Origin of the sequence: Microcoleus sp. T3_D1, from assembly GCF_036700405.1 — a bacterium.
In the GTDB taxonomy this organism is placed as follows: domain Bacteria; phylum Cyanobacteriota; class Cyanobacteriia; order Cyanobacteriales; family Microcoleaceae; genus Microcoleus.
In genome coordinates, this window is the sequence record NZ_JAUBOV010000115.1 from 1 (window position 1) to 16797 (window position 16797).

Annotated in this window: 25 protein-coding genes; 10 read left to right on the forward strand and 15 right to left on the reverse strand. The window is 50.0% G+C overall.

Translation table 11 applies throughout. The features are described 5' to 3' along the window. From QT992_RS30815 to QT992_RS30825, 3 genes are all read left to right on the forward strand, one after another. Nucleotides 1-2476: primase-like DNA-binding domain-containing protein (locus tag QT992_RS30815; protein WP_333378436.1), on the forward strand; the 2476-nt coding region annotated here is incomplete at its 5' end. Continuing rightward, nucleotides 2469-3458, forward strand: a complete 990-nt coding sequence (locus tag QT992_RS30820; RefSeq protein ID WP_333378439.1) for a hypothetical protein — start codon at nucleotides 2469-2471, stop codon at nucleotides 3456-3458. The genes QT992_RS30815 and QT992_RS30820, both read left to right, overlap by 8 nt. Nucleotides 3459-3778: 320 nt before the next feature. After that, the gene (locus tag QT992_RS30825) at nucleotides 3779-4087 is read left to right on the forward strand and encodes a hypothetical protein (RefSeq protein WP_333378442.1); all 309 of its coding nucleotides are present in this window, start codon (nucleotides 3779-3781) and stop codon (nucleotides 4085-4087) included. A gap of 97 nt (nucleotides 4088-4184) precedes the next feature. Here QT992_RS30825 and QT992_RS30830 read toward each other — a convergent pair whose 3' ends face one another. Continuing rightward, complete coding sequence (locus QT992_RS30830; protein ID WP_333378444.1) at nucleotides 4185-4616, reverse strand: hypothetical protein; 432 nt, start codon at nucleotides 4614-4616, stop codon at nucleotides 4185-4187. A gap of 1 nt (nucleotide 4617) precedes the next feature. On the opposite strand from QT992_RS30830, the gene QT992_RS30835 reads away from it, so the two are divergent. Next, a complete protein-coding gene (locus QT992_RS30835) occupies nucleotides 4618-4776 on the forward strand; it encodes a hypothetical protein (RefSeq protein WP_333378447.1) in 159 nt (52 codons plus the stop codon). A 36-nt stretch (nucleotides 4777-4812) separates the two neighbouring features. Here the strand turns inward: QT992_RS30835 and QT992_RS30840 are convergent, their stop codons facing one another. From QT992_RS30840 to QT992_RS30855, 4 genes are all read right to left on the reverse strand, one after another. After that, complete coding sequence (locus QT992_RS30840; RefSeq protein WP_333378450.1) at nucleotides 4813-5694, reverse strand: tyrosine-type recombinase/integrase; 882 nt, start codon at nucleotides 5692-5694, stop codon at nucleotides 4813-4815. A gap of 93 nt (nucleotides 5695-5787) precedes the next feature. Further along, the gene (locus QT992_RS30845) at nucleotides 5788-6504 is read right to left on the reverse strand and encodes a hypothetical protein (protein ID WP_333378453.1); all 717 of its coding nucleotides are present in this window, start codon (nucleotides 6502-6504) and stop codon (nucleotides 5788-5790) included. Nucleotides 6505-6732: 228 nt separating this feature from the next. After that, nucleotides 6733-7278: a hypothetical protein gene (locus QT992_RS30850; protein ID WP_333378456.1), complete on the reverse strand. Its 546-nt coding sequence runs from the start codon at nucleotides 7276-7278 to the stop codon at nucleotides 6733-6735. Nucleotides 7279-7352: 74 nt separating this feature from the next. Further along, complete coding sequence (locus QT992_RS30855; RefSeq protein ID WP_333378458.1) at nucleotides 7353-7697, reverse strand: hypothetical protein; 345 nt, start codon at nucleotides 7695-7697, stop codon at nucleotides 7353-7355. 214 nt (nucleotides 7698-7911) lie between these two features. On the opposite strand from QT992_RS30855, the gene QT992_RS30860 reads away from it, so the two are divergent. Further along, on the forward strand, nucleotides 7912-8208 hold the full coding sequence (locus tag QT992_RS30860) for a hypothetical protein (protein ID WP_333378461.1): 297 nt from the start codon (nucleotides 7912-7914) through the stop codon (nucleotides 8206-8208). Nucleotides 8209-8252: 44 nt separating this feature from the next. Continuing rightward, nucleotides 8253-8633: a hypothetical protein gene (locus QT992_RS30865; protein WP_333378464.1), complete on the forward strand. Its 381-nt coding sequence runs from the start codon at nucleotides 8253-8255 to the stop codon at nucleotides 8631-8633. A 161-nt stretch (nucleotides 8634-8794) separates the two neighbouring features. On the opposite strand, the gene QT992_RS30870 is transcribed toward QT992_RS30865, so the two are convergent. The 9 genes from QT992_RS30870 to QT992_RS30910 form a co-directional block, all read right to left on the reverse strand. Continuing rightward, entirely contained in the window at nucleotides 8795-8992 is a 198-nt protein-coding gene (locus QT992_RS30870; RefSeq protein ID WP_333378466.1) for a hypothetical protein, read from the reverse strand. An 85-nt stretch (nucleotides 8993-9077) separates the two neighbouring features. Beyond that, entirely contained in the window at nucleotides 9078-9521 is a 444-nt protein-coding gene (locus QT992_RS30875) for a hypothetical protein (protein ID WP_333378469.1), read from the reverse strand. Beyond that, the gene (locus QT992_RS30880; protein ID WP_333378473.1) at nucleotides 9521-9784 is read right to left on the reverse strand and encodes a hypothetical protein; all 264 of its coding nucleotides are present in this window, start codon (nucleotides 9782-9784) and stop codon (nucleotides 9521-9523) included. The genes QT992_RS30875 and QT992_RS30880 overlap by 1 nt, the downstream gene beginning before the upstream one ends. Beyond that, the gene (locus QT992_RS30885; protein WP_333378476.1) at nucleotides 9771-11540 is read right to left on the reverse strand and encodes a hypothetical protein; all 1770 of its coding nucleotides are present in this window, start codon (nucleotides 11538-11540) and stop codon (nucleotides 9771-9773) included. Before QT992_RS30885 ends, QT992_RS30880 begins: the two co-directional genes overlap by 14 nt. After that, nucleotides 11527-11994: a hypothetical protein gene (locus QT992_RS30890; RefSeq protein WP_333378479.1), complete on the reverse strand. Its 468-nt coding sequence runs from the start codon at nucleotides 11992-11994 to the stop codon at nucleotides 11527-11529. Before QT992_RS30890 ends, QT992_RS30885 begins: the two co-directional genes overlap by 14 nt. Before the next feature lie 39 nt (nucleotides 11995-12033). Next, nucleotides 12034-12705, reverse strand: coding sequence for a hypothetical protein (locus QT992_RS30895; protein WP_333378481.1), 672 nt, complete (start codon nucleotides 12703-12705; stop codon nucleotides 12034-12036). Nucleotides 12706-12783: 78 nt separating this feature from the next. After that, nucleotides 12784-13266: a hypothetical protein gene (locus tag QT992_RS30900; RefSeq protein ID WP_333378484.1), complete on the reverse strand. Its 483-nt coding sequence runs from the start codon at nucleotides 13264-13266 to the stop codon at nucleotides 12784-12786. 2 nt (nucleotides 13267-13268) lie between these two features. Further along, nucleotides 13269-13505, reverse strand: a complete 237-nt coding sequence (locus QT992_RS30905; protein ID WP_333378487.1) for a hypothetical protein — start codon at nucleotides 13503-13505, stop codon at nucleotides 13269-13271. 1 nt (nucleotide 13506) lies between these two features. Beyond that, the gene (locus QT992_RS30910; protein ID WP_333378489.1) at nucleotides 13507-14490 is read right to left on the reverse strand and encodes a ParM/StbA family protein; all 984 of its coding nucleotides are present in this window, start codon (nucleotides 14488-14490) and stop codon (nucleotides 13507-13509) included. Between the two features lie 148 nt (nucleotides 14491-14638). Between QT992_RS30910 and QT992_RS30915 the strand changes: the two genes are divergently transcribed. Together QT992_RS30915 and QT992_RS30920 are read left to right on the forward strand one after the other, a co-directional pair. Further along, nucleotides 14639-14980 (forward strand): hypothetical protein, encoded by a 342-nt coding sequence (locus QT992_RS30915; RefSeq protein WP_333378492.1) that lies wholly within the window; start codon nucleotides 14639-14641, stop codon nucleotides 14978-14980. Between the two features lie 19 nt (nucleotides 14981-14999). Then, a complete protein-coding gene (locus QT992_RS30920; protein WP_333378496.1) occupies nucleotides 15000-15176 on the forward strand; it encodes a hypothetical protein in 177 nt (58 codons plus the stop codon). Between the two features lie 28 nt (nucleotides 15177-15204). Here QT992_RS30920 and QT992_RS30925 read toward each other — a convergent pair whose 3' ends face one another. Next, on the reverse strand, nucleotides 15205-15444 hold the full coding sequence (locus QT992_RS30925; RefSeq protein ID WP_333378499.1) for a hypothetical protein: 240 nt from the start codon (nucleotides 15442-15444) through the stop codon (nucleotides 15205-15207). A 31-nt stretch (nucleotides 15445-15475) separates the two neighbouring features. Between QT992_RS30925 and QT992_RS30930 the strand changes: the two genes are divergently transcribed. Both QT992_RS30930 and QT992_RS30935 read left to right on the forward strand, forming a co-directional pair. Continuing rightward, nucleotides 15476-15655, forward strand: a complete 180-nt coding sequence (locus tag QT992_RS30930; protein ID WP_333378502.1) for a hypothetical protein — start codon at nucleotides 15476-15478, stop codon at nucleotides 15653-15655. A gap of 370 nt (nucleotides 15656-16025) precedes the next feature. Continuing rightward, on the forward strand, nucleotides 16026-16797 hold a 772-nt coding region (locus tag QT992_RS30935), incomplete at its 3' end, for a DUF3854 domain-containing protein (RefSeq protein ID WP_333378504.1).

Here is a 16797-nt window from a genome sequence, read left to right on the forward strand (position 1 = left end):
GAAATTTAATATCCCTGTTTACATCGCCACGGGAAACTGGGAGATGGGAGACAACAAGGAGACTAACGGGATGGATGACCTGATCCAGAAAAAAGGGATAGAAGCTTTCAGAAAAGCGCTCTCGGCCGCGACAGACTTTAAAACTTGGGAATCGAAAACTTTTGATAATGGCGACGGCGACGGGCCCGGTAAATTTCTTGTCCGCAAAAATACAACTTTTGAGGTACACTGCCGAAAAACTTTATTCGGCTCAGACTGGTTTGTGTCAGATGGCGGCGCTTTCTTCCAAGACTGCGGCACTCACTGGCAACTCAGGGAAGATGCTGATGTTGCGAAAGCGATCGGAGATTTTGCAGAGGAATGTTACGAATTGGAAGAGGTTGGCAGGAATTTTAAGTTCGGGACTAGCAAAAATCTAGAAGCTACTCTCAAATATTGTCGGCGGACTCTACACAGGAAAGACAAAACCGCTAACCGCCACCTCAAAGCTTTCTTGAACGGGACAGTTGACACTAGGACTGGTAAACTCCAACCCCACAGCAAAGAGGATTATTTACTGGAGTGTTCGCCCTACAACTATGTAGAAAACGCTCCCTTACCCGAAAATCTCAAGAAATTTCTACTTTCATCTTTTGGGGAAGCCCAAATTCAAACTATCCGAGCTTTCTTTTCTATGCTCCTAGACCCGACGGCCCCTTTCGGTCGGTTCTTCCACTTTATTGGAGACAGTGGCGACGGCAAGGGTACGGCGCTGCGGGTGGGCGAACAATTAGTGGGCAATGAGTCCTCTTCATCCTCTCAAGATTTTGCAGAGCTTAGAAAACCCGAAGGCCGCTACCAGTTGCTATTGGGCAAAAGTTTTTTCTACATCCCTGACACTGGAGGTTTTCAGTCGGGCCTCAAGGCTTTTTACGAATTAGTGGACAACGGCCCGATGTCCGGCCGCGCTCTGTATATGCCAAAAGCTATCCAGAAAAAGTGGAATATTCGGTTCGCAGTCGCATCGGTGGAACATCTGCCGATCGAGCACGCGGGGGATGGATGGGATAGACGGTGCATCCCAATTCCTACAAAAAAATCCACAACCGAAGTGGACGCGAACTTGGGGCAAAAACTCTCTGAGGAATTGGGGGAGATTGCCGGATGGGCATTGAGTATGGACAAAGTAGAACGCGACAAAATTCTTACCGAACCCATCTCTAATCCTGAGTTGTTGGCACTCAAGCAAGAAGGAGCAATTATTGGTGATGGCATTAAGTCTTTTGTCGATCGCTGCTTTGTACCGGGTACTGAGACTCACTACGGCGGTGAATTACATAGCTGGTATCAGGCATACTGCAAGGCTCATTCACTCAGCCCGATGGCATATCAAAAGTTTGTCCAAAGGTTGCAGCGAGTTTTGCCGAAACAATGGCAACCACGTAGGGTTAGCAGGGTAAACGGCAAACCTACACATCATCCGGCTTGTTGGGAAGGTTTACGAGTTCTACCGTGTTTCGTGGATTTAGCGCTAAGCGATGACGATAACGACCAGAAACCAATCAACCGCCCACACAATCCAAACTGGATTTGTGTAAAAGAAGAGTGTCAGGACGGTGGGTTGCAAGAATTGACCGAAAACCTTGCTGTTACACCCGTTACACCCGTTACACCCGTTACACCCTCTGTTACACCCCTGGAAAACGCCGAAACCCCTTATGTTACAGACGTTACACCGTTACATACCCAAAGTCTACGCAATGCAAAAATTTGTGATGAGATGTCGGGAGATGTTATAGAAGAAATTTTAGTTTTTGATGATGGCGGGAGTAACGTCTGTAACGAAAGGGTTACACCCACTTCTGAGCCTACCAATGATGGATGTAACGTTAGTAACGGGTGTAACACAGGTGATCAAGTCACTCCCACAGAACTTGCCAGCGGATTAGCTGATGAGATGCGGAAAGCTATCGCAGAAAATGATGCGGTAGCCGTCAGAGAGGTTGCCAAAAAATCAATCAAATTAGACGGTACAGGGCGGCTAAAAGCAGCAATCAAAGAGCTTCTGACTCCTGAAGAGAACGAAGCTTGCAGAATTTTGGCTAACGCCAGCCGGAAACAGTCGGAGCCGATCACACTTCCTGCACCAACCCCAGAACCCGCAGAACCCGCGCCGGAAACAACACCCGCGATTTCTGCGCCAGAGCCAACACCAACACCAGAACCCGCGCCGGAGACAACACCAGAACCCGCACCGACACCAGAAACCACAGCAGAACCCGCACCACAGGCAACACCAGCGGCAGAATTCAAGATTGGCGATCGGGTGCGGGTAAGTATGCGGCGCGGCCAATACCAGGGCCATCTGGGGGAAATCACGTCGATCGAGCCTAAGAGAAATATCGGGAAGTATGGGGTGCGACTTTATAGTGGCGATCGACTTTCTCTCTCTGCCTCTCAGATTGAATTAGTAGGGGAGGGGGTTGAAGATGAATAATGCTATCGCCGTTCGATCACCCGCACAGCAAGATCCCGCCACCCACGCCGACTGCCTGCAATTTATCCGCGTCGCGCTTGCCAGCAATGATCGCGAAGTTGCTCAACACGTAGCCGCCATCCTCAAAGATTGCTACCAGCGTGGCTATGTCGATCGCGTCGCCATCTGGGATGACCTCACCCGAACCGAGCAGCAGAATTTTAAAGAATTGCTAGCACTGCCGCCAACAGCACAGCCGGAACCGCAAACCGCACCATTCCCGATCGACGGCCAAGCAATTCGCAGGGGGCAATGGGTTGAGGCGCGCGCAATTGGCTGGAATGACGAGGGTACGCAGTTAGTAGTGGAATATTTGAGGGCCAGCGGTGACATGGGCGAGATGCTGGTATTTCCTGAAAGATTCGCACCAACTGAGCCGATCGTACTTCCGGCGACAACACAGGCTAAGTTCACTTTGAACCTACCTAGTACAGCACCGACCGAGCCGATCTCACTTCCCGCGCCAGAGACAGCACCAACACCAGAACCAACACCAGAACCGGAACTGACAGCGCCAGCACCGGAACCGACACCAGAACCCGCGCCGGAGACAGCACCAACACCGGAAACAACACCCGCGCAGGCACCAGAACCAGAGCCTGAAACGATCGCGCTTCCCGTCACACCAGTAAAGCCAACTGATACCATCTCAGAGGCACAGCCGGAACCCGCAGAAACCGACGCCGAAACCATCACCCCAGCCGACGCCGCCAAGATGCGAGATATCGCCCTGGTGTGGTGGGCCGAATTGTATCACCCAGAAACCTTGCAAAGTTTGGTCGCTCAGATGTTTGGCTGGCAAGCGCCGGGGACTAAATACGATGCTGCTACCGTCACGGCTTGGCTTGCTGGGGAGAATGAACTGGTGCGCGATCGGATAGGCGAATTGTGGCAACTAAAACACGGCGAAGGCTTGATAGATTCCCTTGACTGTGGCTTTTAGGCGATCGGCGAGTTCGATCGCCCACAACATATTTGATACATATCTGATACATACTGCCGATGTAGAGTATGTATACAACTGCTTGACTTTATTTAACTTTATTTAACTTTATTTGCTTTTTACTTAAGTAAACTTTACTGGGCTTGATTTTGCTTTACTCGTTGCCCCCGATCGCCCGCCGTACCGCCATCCGATAATTAATGATATTTAATAATATTTTCTAATATTTTTTAATACCCAGCGAAACAGCGGGAACCTTTACAGCGTATGGTTTTTAGCGTTTTTTGTGGTATAATCAAAGTAAAATCCGCACTAAAAATATGGAATTTGTAAATTTTCGGGGTAAAAACTTACAAGCCAACCTCATCACCGTAGCTGGCCAGGAATTTATCATCGCGGCTGTGGGCGATCGGTATGATAGCGCGATCGCCGACATCTACTCCCAGCAAAATATCGAGATTGTACCGGGCCTGAAAATTCAGAATAAAAAATCGGGCAAAGAATTTGAAATTTTATCAAAACCCAGCGGATTTATGCGGCATATCCAGCTTAAAGAAACCCGCCGAAACATAATGCCAGAGCCGATTACAGAGCAAGAGCTACGCCAGAATTACCGATTCGTGGGCTGAGACCGTGCGGGGATGTCCGGCAGGCCGATCGACAGTTAATACAGTTAATACAGTCGGCGCAACACTGTATCAACTGTATTAACTGTATTTATTGCATTTATTGGCGGCGCGACCGCACTGGCTCAGCCATATTGACAAGCCTCAAGTCAGAAGCCAAAGTCGGCTCGCCACCATAAAGCGGCTCGGAAAGAATATCGGGGCAAGTGCTGTGAGTCCATTTAACGAAATAAACCCAAGTGTTGGCGGCTAAACAATGTCCATCGGGTTCGGGAACCCAGCGCATTCCCAAAATCTCACCAAAATCAGTGGCAACCTCTGGAGCATCATCATCGTCTGGCTCCCAATCATACGCTACCAAGTCACCCATCTTGAATTCTGGGGGGGGATAGAGAGAGCGAGTCTGAGAGCGAGGCTGAGTCCGCGGAGCAAGAAACGGCAAACCGACCGATGCTAAACCCTGTAAGACCCCGCGCCGAGAAAATATAAACTCTTTCGATCGCCCCTGTGGGAAATCACCTGAAATTGTCATAATGTTTAAGCTCCAAACGTTGTGTGTAAACGGTTTGGGGAAGTTCGTAGCCAGCTCGGTGTTGACGCACCGCGCTGGCCGCGCATATCAAATCTTCCTTGATACTTACGATCGCTCTTTTCCAGCCACCTTGTCAAGAGATGGCTGGAAAGTTTTGTGAGAAAGCCCCAAGGTAAACCGGGGCGGTAGCTTGCCCCTACATCAGATATAGTCCGCTGCTGTCGTTAGGTTTCGCGTGGAGGTATTTGCTAGTTGTCGCGACGCTGGCGTGGCCAAGGGTTTGGGATAGTAGGTGAATCGGGGCCCCACGATTTAGCGCGTGGGATGCGTGGCAATGCCGCAGCCAGTGGGCGCTTGCCTTATCAGACAAACCAACACGAACGGCCGCAACTTTAACCATCTGCGTCACAGAAATCGGGTTTAGCCTGCCGCCGTCGGACTTCTTGCGGCTTTTAAAAATTGGCTCAAGGTTGCCAGCGTCCGATCGACTGTTCAGTAGTTCGCGGTACAGCGGCAAAGGCAACAACACGACGCGGGTTTTGTCGCCTTTGCCGTAGATCAATAATTGCCCGCTTTCACCATTGCTCGTCAGGTCTTCCCAGTTCAGTCCGCAGAGTTCCGAGACGCGCAAACCTGCATAATAAAAAACCTTAAAAATCAATCGGTTGCGATCGCACGGTTCGGACGCAATCAGCATCTTCACTTCAGCTTCAGTTAGGATTTTTTGGCTGAGGGTATCTTTGGGCTTGGGGGTATTCAGTGCGGCCCCGGCGTTAACTTGAATCAGTCCAGTTTTGTGCCCAAACGTTAGAAGCGATTTAACCACGGCGATGTAGGTGCGACGGGATGAGGTGGAGAGGCCCCGCAGTTCCAGTGTATCAGCGAAGTTTTGCAAGTCTGCCAGCGTGAGATAGTTTGCAGCTTTGCCGATCATCCCCAACAACAGCCCCGACACCCGGCGGTAAAGCTTCTGAGTATTTTTACTTTTGCCGTGTACCCATAAGTTGACGAGCTGTTCGGTGGTGCTGTTGCTGGCGACAATTTGGAGATTAAGTTGGGGGATGGGGGCGAGTTTCATAGTGAATCCGAATGTGAAATTAGAACCGTTATTTAAGATTGGAGGATTTTAAGAAGCCCCAGCCATTTTTGACTGGGGCAAGGGTGCGGGGTGCTAGGCGGCAAACTTCAGCCGCTTAAGTTGGTTCAGGGCCGCTGCCTGGTTTTCTTCCTCAAGTACGATCGCCGGAATTGTCTCGCCCGCCCGTGGATTCAACTGCCGTGCCAGAACTGCGGCGTGATACTGCAAGTGACCGGAGACAACCTTGTACCCGCTAGAATCTCGCACCAGCACCGGGGGAATGATGAAGCCGCCGATCGCCAAACTCAACTCCCCAGCAATTTCGAGCTCGAACTGATCGAAATTGGTTGCGGGGATATCAGAGGTGATACGCGCAACCGGTACGATCGACGGCATCAATTTCTTGGCTGGCCCAAGCCGTCCCCGTCCCCCATCGCCACGGCCCGGTGGCTGATTATCAGTCTCGACGGCTGCGGGCGCGGTTGGTGTTGGTGTAGATTTCTTGGCTGAAAGTGTTGCGGGTGCCGGTGTTGAAGGTTTTGCGGTTTTGGGTGTTGCGGGTGCTGGTGTTTTGGCGATCGGCGCTTCTTCCACTTCGGCGACTTTTTCGGCTTCTGCTTTAGCCAGTGCCTCAAAGCAGGAGATAGTAGCTTCCCAGTGGCCACGCTTTACGTCGCTGGCAGTCTGGCTGACCTGGCAGCAGTAGCGGTTCCCGTCGATGTGTCGGGCAAAAGGGCACTCGGCACAAGTGAAGGATGCGGGTGCGGCAGTGTCGATCGTCGTGGCTGTAGCAGTTTCGAGTAAAATCATGGGAGTCCTGTTTGGGGCTAATTCCACCGCTCTAGGCCTCGTAAACTTAGGGGCGGTGGTTTTGCTTTGGTATGTTACCATCATAGCTAAATACAATACCATATACAATACCAGTAACATACAGATAACTTATGGTGTGTTACTAGGTATGAGATACTGCTTATAGTATGGTACTGGTAGTGTGTTACCTCGGATTTGAAGCTAGAGAGGGACGGCCCTCTCAAACACTTAGCCGATCGCCCGCAGGTCAGCCGGTGTAACGATCGCCTTGAGTCTCCGGGTAATGTTGGCTGCTGTCCCGCGAGCGTCAACCTTCTTCATCTTGGCCAGCGACCGCAGAGTAGGCAGGGGCATATTAGCCAACGCTTGCTCAATGTCTGGCTCTGGCGCGGGTTCCGTCGTGGCGTCAACGTCAATCACTGGATCGGTGTCGGTCATTGTGGTGGGTTCCGGTGCTGTTGGCGCTGTCGGTTCAGGCTCGATCGGTTCCGCTGGCTCAGGTGTGGCGGGTTCCAAGAATGCGATCGCGTCGGTTCCAAATTGCGCCTCGACCGCTGCCTTGAATGTAGGGATTTCGGCAGGGTCAACGTGGTTGAGCATTGAGAGTGCTGTGCCAACTTGGGCAAGTGCACTTTGGCAAGCTTGCTCGACTGAAAGTAGTTGTTGCTGGTGTTCTTGCAGTTCGCTGAGTTTGGCTTGTAGGGCTGCGATTTGGGCATTAGTGGCGTCAATGGCTGAAGCGATTTGGTTGAATTTGGCGGAAAGTAATTGCATGGTGATTTTTCCTGTGGTGTGTAGTGAGTGAATAGGTGAAGCGGGGGGTGGAGGGTGTTACCCCTCCCGGTTGGTTATTTGCCTAGTTGGCGTCGGCGGCTGGCTTTGGTTGCTGCGATCGAGTAATCCCGATCAATTTCTTCCTCAAAGTCCTCGAAAGATTCCAAATGGCGATCGGCTAACAACAATTCGGGGACTTCGGCAATGGCAGTGACGCGGACGCCAAACCCGGTAGGCGATTTCGATGTCATGTAGATTAAGATGTTGAATTTTCCGAGGCGGTCGCTGTCGATGTAAAGCACCGATTTATAGAAGCCGCTGTGGGGGATAATGTCGCCGAGCTTCCCGGTGTACTTGAGTTCGCCTTGCTGTTGTAGAGCTAGCAGCGCGGTAGAGATGAGGCTGTGTTCTATATTCATTTTTTTAGGTTCGGTGTGGTGTGTAGCGCGGGCTGTGTCGGTTGCCCTTCGCTTGGTATGTTACCACTATAGCAAGGTATTGTACTAAATACAATACCAGTAACATACAAAAAACTTATGGTGTGTTACCAGGAAACACATTAAAACTTATAGTGTGTTACCAGGGTGCTAGGTATGTTATTGTGATATTGTACCGACTGAGGGAGTAGCACGCATGGCAACCGATAAAAAGCACATCGCCGTATATCTCGATAAATCTGTAGAGGATGCTCTGGTAGAGTTTTGCACCGCGAACGGGCTGGAATCTAAGAAGGGACTGATGTATTCGGCGGCGGTAAACAAGGCGCTGGCACAGTTTTTCGGGGTAGAAAGCAGCACACCTAGCACCACACCGGGTAACACAGTTAGCACCATACCCAGTGACATACCAGACAACACGCTCGCGCTCGTGCAACAATTGGCTGAGCAAGTGGCGGCAATGGAGGAACGGCTGGGAAAATTGAGTGCCTGAGCGCCGATCGCACTGATGACGAATCGCTCAGGCAGGAATTGGAATTGAAGAAATATCAATTAGAGGAATCCAATAGGCTACTGGCCGAGGCTCTCCGGCAAAGGAATGAAGCTCAGGGATTGCTCGAAATTGAGGAGGCAAATCGTGCGGCGCTAATAGGCTTGCATTCTGAATGGAAAGCGGAATTGAAGGCGGCATCAGAAGCCGATCGCCAGCAACTCCAAGCCGAACTCGATCGAGCGCTGGCAGAGCTGGCAGAACTGCGAGAGAAAGCCCCGCCCGCGACGGAACAGCCACCGATCGACCTATCCGAGCAAATACCGCAGATCATAAATTTTCTCAAGCAAGAGCTACCCCTAGACACCAAGTGGCCCAAGCGGATAATGCCCAAGCTGAGGGAATTTCTGGAATCTAAGGAAGATTAGCAGCGGGCGATCGCACCCAAACAAAAAAGCTCCCCGACCGAAAATGTCAGGGGAGCTTTTTTACACGATGGGTAATTCGTAATTGGTAATTGGCAATTGGCTTTAATCTTTTGCCCCAATGATTGCAGTATAGCGGCTTCTAGGTTTGCAGGCGATCGGGTTTACCGCGCGGGATCGTAAATCAGATCATCCAAGGCCTCCAAAGCTTTAATAGCCTTGTCAATTGCGGCCTCGGCCTTCAGCGCTTCTAGCTCGAATTCGGTAGCAGTGTCGCCGTCTGGCTCGGCTGTTTTGGTTAATCTTTTCTTCATCTCATAAAGAGCGGCGATATCTTTGCGGAGTTGAGAATTTTGCAGCATTGTGTTTTCCTGGGGTGATTAATTGGCTGGCGCTACGTTGTTAAATTGCCTCTAACACCGTAGCGCTCGGTTTTGTTGGTGATGTTCAGTGTGCGATGTTCAGTGCTGCCATCCGATCGTCGGTTAATTGCTGCAATTGTTGGGGCGGTTGCCAGCGAGGGCCCCAGTTCTGTCGAAGTTTGGGAAGGGCGATCGGCTTAGGTAGCAGTTCGGCTGATTGTATCCAAACGCCAATTCCTGTTTCCTGTTGGGCATAATAAGCCTTGAATTGTGCCTCTGATACCCGTGCCAGTTTGCCTTGCTCCGATGCCTGCCATAGTCGATCGATAGGCAGTATTTCACGCCTCAAGACCCGGACAACTCCCAATACTTCAGCAGTCGGTAGCGTGGCGTAAATTGCAATATTATCACCCGGTTTTAGGGATGCTCCAAAGCTGCCTTTTCGCAGTTCGATCGACTTGGGATTCTGGCTGAGGAAGAAGGTAGAGGCCCAGCGGGGGTGTACTGAGATTAGATATGTGTTGGGCATTAATTTGTACCGTCCGGTTCTTTGTCGTCTGGGTTGTATACCCCATCAAAATCACAGTAATTGCATCCGCATCCTTCGCACTTAGGGCATACAGCAAGCGCCGGATATTCAGCCTCAAATAGCTCAATGGCATCCTCTACTTGCTTCTTTAAATCACTGCTTTCTGTGTAGCTTTCGAGTACCATTGCTATGATTGTTTCCTGTGCCTCTGGTGAGAATCCTTCAGGCAGTAATGCTTGGATTTGTGAGCTAGTTGTTGGCATTGTTATCACCTCCCATTAGCTTCTCAAGCATGGCTCTAGCATCTACATATCGCTGATTATTTCTGCCTCCATCCCTCACACCCCAGAGTAGCCAGATTGTTTTCTGTTTGCCCAAGTTTTTCGCAATTACCAGCTTAGCTAATTGCACCCGCCGTTCGTGTTTTTTCAGTGGGAAATCATCAGCAAATATGGGCGGAAGGCTTTCGTTCAGCACCTCAGCTAAAAAGCCATTTAAGCTCTGGTTTAGGGTTTCCGAAGTGTCCAGCCCTTCCACGCCTTCCACGCCTTCCGCTCCCTTCCCGTAGGCGTTTGGGAGGTTTCCGCTGGCTTGCTCTGGCAGGGTGTCATCCGTCCGGGATGGGTTGTCAGGAGTGTCAATTTGAGCGTCGGAAACGTCGGCAACTGCGGACTTATGCACGTCAATTTTGGGCATTAACCCCAGTACAGGATTGCCGATGGTAGATAGAATGATTGGTGTTTGCTCATTCATTGAATCAGGGATTAGCAAGCTCAAATCTGCCGACAATAAATCTCTGTGAGCCTTGCTAGCAATCACGTTTGAATTGTTCAGCATTTGCTCGATTACGCCATAGGAACCTTGCTCTTCATCATTGCTTGTAGTTCTCACCAAACCTTGAGCTAATAAAGCTAGGTTAAGCCGGATATTTGAGTCTGCAACCCCACTAGACGCGATGTTAAAAGATTGAGTACAAATGAAATACCCGACGTTGTATTGCCCCCCAACAGTGGCAATTGTTCCTAGCTTTGTCGCGATGGTTTCCCAGATAGCAGAATTCCTTTTCTGAGATAGGCACTGATGCGTCGCGAACCAATCCTCAAGTATTAGTTTGATAGGTCGGTTGCGGTAAGTTTCCTCTGTCGCTGGTTTAGATTTCCTCTGTTGTAGCTTCTCGTAAACTTCATCAAGAAACTGCATTGATTGTTCAATCTGGAGGGGGTCAAACACTGTTAAACGATTGTTAGCAACACCGGGGAAATCTTCATACTTTTGCCCAATGACGTAAATATCAGCCTGCGGAAATCGTGTTGTCAGGTCGCCTAGCCACTTATGCAGAGTGTGTGTTTTGCCGCAGCGGGTAGGTGCTGCGAGAAAGATTGACGTGTTTATGCCTGCGAGCGAGTTTAGAATTTTGCTGGCTGTTTGGCGGGCGATGACAAGGTTGTCGGGCCCAACACTCTGATCAGCTTTAATGGCCGGCGAGTTTGCTGATTCAACTTTGTCGCCTGGGTTGCTGATTGATTCAAGCGTCGCTGTTCCAGTGAGTAGGGCTTGCTGGCTGTTCGGGTCAATCCCCAAAGATTCCATATAAGCAGCTTCAATCTCACCCTCAAAGGCTACCTCGTCCGCGTCCGCAAGCTTCTTATACCGATTAGCCAAAGTAGACATTTGATAGGCAGATTCAGCAGCGAAACCGAATTCATAAGCTTTCTGCTGATACTTCTTAATTCGTTGTCGAGCTGGCTCTAGTTCGCCTTCCTTCCGAGCAATCAGCATCACTGTCACCATGCCACCAGTAGCCAGTAGAGAAAGGAGAATCTTGATGCCACCGTACCCGCGCTCGATGCTTCTAAATTCAGCTTTAGCAGGCACTAACCAAGCTGGCTGAGATTCAATCCTGTTGCCGATTCTGTACTCGATTCGGTCATTGAATGGTAACGCTGTAGCACCGACAATGCCAGCGACACTGAGGCTTAAAAGCCCTGCAACAATCGGCTGATTCTTATTTGCTAACATTTAACTTGCTCCATATTTGTGTACCGACAAAACCGAGGGTAACGACTGTTACGACAAAACCAAAAATTAACAACTGACTATTGGCAATTATCCACGCTTGCCATGCGTCCCAGTTTCCCGCAATCAAGGCAGTCGCGACGGCGATTAATATTAATTGGCTTCGCAGTTTAGCAGAACCATCGGCGGTCAATGTGTGGACTAACAAGCCTAAACCAGCAGCCGGAATCAGAATCACAGCAGCCGGGATGAGAACCGGAACCGCCCGAACGATAAGGGACGCAGACAGTCCCGCGCCGAAGTAACTGCCGAATTCTCCCCAGTTCCCGGTCAAATTCCAAAACCGCTCAATGTTAGTCACTTCGGGTGCTTTAGTTTGGTTTTGTTGGTCAAACTGTTGGGGAGTTGTCGATGTCAAATAGTCGAATTCTGAAGCATCAAATTCTTGCGAGTACATAAGAAAAAGGCGGGCCGTGTGACCCGCCGCTAGTGTGTGCTATTTCTTGCCAGAGAAAAAGTCGAAAAGACCACCTAAAAAGCCTTTGCCGTTGTTGCTGGCGATCGGACTGTTGCCACCGCTAGAACTGCCGGACACTGCGGGTATAGGATCGAAGTCCTTGGCGTTTATGTAGGCGTTAAAATTTGCCCGCATTGCCTGCATCTCGATCGCCTGTTGCGGACTTGCTTGGATCGCTTTTAAGGATTGCTGGAAACCGTTAGTCTGGATTTGCCCTTTGGCTTGATGGTTCGCCTTGATTAATAGCAACCGCTGGCGAAAATCCATATTTTGCAGGGTTTGGGTGCTGGCTCCTTGCACCTTTACAAGCCCTAATTCGTGTTGTAATTTTTGCTCTAGATTGACAATATGCTGATCATGTTTTGCACCCGCCACGATCGCCTTGACCACGTACTTGTCAATCTCTGCCTTGTCAGTTAGGCCGCCTTCGATCGCCTCAAGAGTCAAGCGCTCGATTTCTACTTTGTTAGCGCGAATTTTGGCATCATGCCGATTGTAGGCAGTTCGTAGCTGTTTCTGAAGGTCTAAGATTTTGGCTTCTCTGGCGGCCTCGTGTACGATCTCCGGCGTAAGGGGCCCGGAGTGATAGCCAAATTCGCGTTTAACGACAGCAGCGCCGGCTGTGGCGGCTACTCGGAATTTTTGCATCATGATAAAATCCTGCTAGTACGGTGTACTGAATGAAATCCCCCAGCTCGTGCCAGGGGAAGATTTACACGGCCAGCCGATTTACTTGTCAAGGGCGATCGGCTGGTTTGTCATTTGGTTGAGTCTGTTAGTTAATTTGTCGGCTTCGGGATGACCGACATCTGGCAAGAATTCACCACGCCGCCAGCTATCCCCAAGCTCGATCGCACTTCCCAAGTCCAAACCGACCGCTACATACTGGCACTCAGGAAAATCCATCTCGCATCCTTCGGATTCTTCCTCTGGTAGAGCTTGATACATGATCGCGAAGTTATCTACAGCTTGCCGCTGTTCCGGTGTCAGGGTTCCATCAGGACTCAAGTGCTCAAACATATCCAGATGAGAGGCCAGCCGATACCGCGAGTCGTCCCCGTAGTGCGGGATGCGATCGATATGGCGCTGGATATAATCTGGGTCAACACCGCGAGAACTGGCGGCGGGTTCTAGTGTTTCGGCGTCGGTGTCTTCTTCCTCTTCCCAGAAATCGGAAAGGTCGATCGGGACTAAATCTTCATCGGTAATCATGATTAAAACTCCATTGGGGTAAAGGTTTCGGGTGTTGCGATCGACTGTTGGGCGATCGGCTGCTGTACTGTTGCGGCCTGCGGGCAATTGTTGATTTGCCAGGTATTGAGTAGATGATTGCCATACCGAGAAAGCAAGATGCCTATTAATGTTGAATAATCCCCAACACCAGTAGCAGCAACCAGTTCATCAGCCAGAGGTACAAATTTGCTGGGCATTACAGCCCGGACTTGTGCCATTTTAGTTAGCCTCCTTTGCTAATCCATAAAGGTTGAAAAATTGAGGTTTTGGGGCAACCTTAAAGCGGCCCTTGGAAGCTGCACACATCGGCTCTAGCAGGTTGGCAGAGCCGCCGATGATTAGCAGTTCTCCGAGTGCAGGCAGATACTTTGCCCAATTTGATTTGAGTTTCGATCGAATGTCTGCTGCCCAAGAATCCCGAACGGATACGAACTCGCGGCTGAAGTCGATATCAGTTGAGCCATAACAGAGGTTGCCGGAGGCGATCGCATCCATCAACATTCCGGCGTCGGCTGTGTTCCCAACTTTCGGAAGGATGGCCGCTGCTAACCTTTGGGCAAGGTGCGACGTGCCCGGTAAGACGATATCGGCATCCCGGAGCAAAGCGCCACCGGGTGCAAACAGTCGGGCAATGGCTGTACCGCCGCCGATGTCTAGGACACCGTTGGGGTTATTAGGATACCGCCACATCTGCCGACCCAGTGCCAAGTCGTAAGCACCTCGGCATTCGTCAACCGCCGCCACCGATCGAACTGTGGTTAAACAGTCATGCCCGTTTACTGAAAATTCGATCGTCGTTTCTAACTGTTTCAACTTGGCGATCGTCTGCTGATTGCGACTGTCTGGGGTAGGAATGACCAACTTTTCGATCCGCTGGGGACTGTCGCTGGCAAGCGCGGGGAGAATCAGCAGGTGAGCCAAGTCAGCTTTGCCCGACTCGAAAGCCGGAGCGCCACCCATCAACTGTGCCAACCGGCCCACAAGATAGCGCTTGCCATCGAGGGCAATTTCGTAGCTTTGACCGTCGGCGCCGCCTTCCTCCCAGTCCTCAAGAGGTTTGACGTAAGAAGGTATCGATCGCACATTTTGCCCGTCGATCCACTTTGTAAATCTGTTACCAGGGTCAACAGCCAGCACGGGACGCACAGTGGCGCGGTGTGGCTGCATAGAGCCAAACGTGGTAGGTCTATATTCGGTTTGCATGGTTCGGTTTTGCCTTGTGGCGTATGGGTTTTAGGCGCTTTTAGAGCCAGTTTCAGAACAACCGCGCGGGGATGTACGTGTAACCGTTTTACGCTCAAAACTGGCTCTATTGCGTCTATGAGTGCTAGTATAACATAGCTAAGCAGGTATGCAACTATTGCTAGTTTATACAGTCGCTTACTCTTTCGTAAGGTGCGATGATGGCAGTAATGCAACTTATGTATTTACTGACAATATGGAATCTGAAGACAAGATTATTTCCCTGCGGATATTCATGCCCGAAGACCTTAAGAATGAATTCAAAGCCGTCTGTGCTAGGCAAGGGGCGAATATGAGCGAGGTTGTAGTGAAATTTGTAAAGGGATATGTTGAAGAGTACGGTTTTTCTCTGCCACCCCGCGACAAAACACCCGAACCGGAACCCGCAGCCAAACCAACCGCAGCGGCGAAGGCAACAGCGAAGGCAAAGGGGGGAAGGGGCAAAAACTGATCTAAGTTTGCGATCGCCCGTGGCGACTTGGGGACTGTGGCGACTGTGCCGATCGGCGGTGCGGGGAGTTGTGGGAGTTGTGGCGGGCGATCGGCGACTGTGGGGAGTTGTGGGCGATCGGCTACCTATTAATAGTTCGTTTACGGTTTTATTGGGGGCAAAACACACACTATATGTATTGTGGTATTTACCATAATCTCCCTCTCCGACTGAGTATTATCGCTTTAACTCCGAACCATCTTTTGTGCATTTATTTTTTGCAAAACCGCAAAATACACCCTATGCTCCAAAAATTCAATAGGCGATCGGCTGATGTATGTATTCAGCATATCTACTCTGGTAGCTAATTTTTTAGGAAAGCTCACCGATCGACGCTGTATGGATTTCAGCCAAATTAGCTTAGTTGAGCCAATTTGGCTAAATTGGAGGTAAAATTTGCTCGAAATTGATTGATACAGTATCATTGACAGTAACTCTTAAAACGAGGAAGGAAAAATGGCTCGCAGATGGAAGCATTCCGTAACGGTTTACTTAACTGAAGCAGAATATCTATTGATTAAGAGTAAAGCATCGCAATTAGAAACTTCCGATTCGAGCTTTACAAAGCAAGCGCTCAAAACCTACATAAAGGCTATAGATAAGCATCTCCAAGATGCCGAACCTATTGCCGTGTAGGGCTTACACCTTACTGGTAGGCATTATTTCCGATCGTTTCAAGACAAAAAAAATCGCTGCACCTTTGAGAGAGGCACAGCAAACAATTAATTTAATTAGTAATATCAATATACCGTACCCTGTCAACCTTGTGCGGACAACTTGCGGGCAGACAGTTTGCGGCCTCTCTTAAATATAGGTGTAGCGGGTCAACTTACGGAGACTCACCCGCTATGTACACAATTCTACCACAATCCCCTCTAAATACGCAACATAACCGTGGTTTGTTGGAAGCTAGCTTTGCAGGGATAAATCCACAATCCACGATATCCGCGCAAGTAAACCGGGGATTCTCTGCTGGAACCTTTGAAGCGATCGGGGGTGGCGTGTAATGGACATCACGTCATCGCAACCCGAATCTTCTGAACAAAACTTTTCTGAAACTCCACAGACTTCTTTCGAGTCCTCTAAACTTACTCAAACTTACTCACCAACATTTTTCCTCAGCACCAAGCATCAATCCGATATCCAAGCGCGGGGACTTCTGAATGATTGGGCGCGAAAGGGCTGTCGGACGGTAACAAAGGAAGAGGCAACCTTCTATTTAGGATATGAGGCAAAATCTGGAGGCATCCTGATGTCCGGGCAAACAACCCAGATGCAATTCCGACCTGATCGCCCGTGGAAAAAAGAGGGAGATAAGAAAGCTCCAAAATATCGGACGCCACTAACCGACCACGGCTGCGATGGTCTACTCCCGACCAGCCCGTACCAGCCGGATTACTACGATAAGGCTAATTTAGAAAAAAGTTGCTACCAGGTTAACGGACATCCCTGCCTAATAATTACCGAGGGCTTCTTCAAAGCGATCGCCGGTTGCAGCAATGATTTACCGACGATCGGATTAACTGGAGTCGAAAATGGCTTGACCGGGAAAAGTCACGACGTGCAAGGCAAGCGCTACTTAATCCCGATTCTTGAAAAATACGCCCGTGATGGGTTTGGGTTCATTCTTGCTTTCGATGCCGATGCTGCCGTCAATCCTTTCATTAATTCAGCACAACGGAAATTAGGTCGCCAACTCCTGAAATTTAATATCCCTGTTTACATCGCCACGGGAAACTGGGAGATGGGAGACAACAAGGAGACTAACGGGATGGATG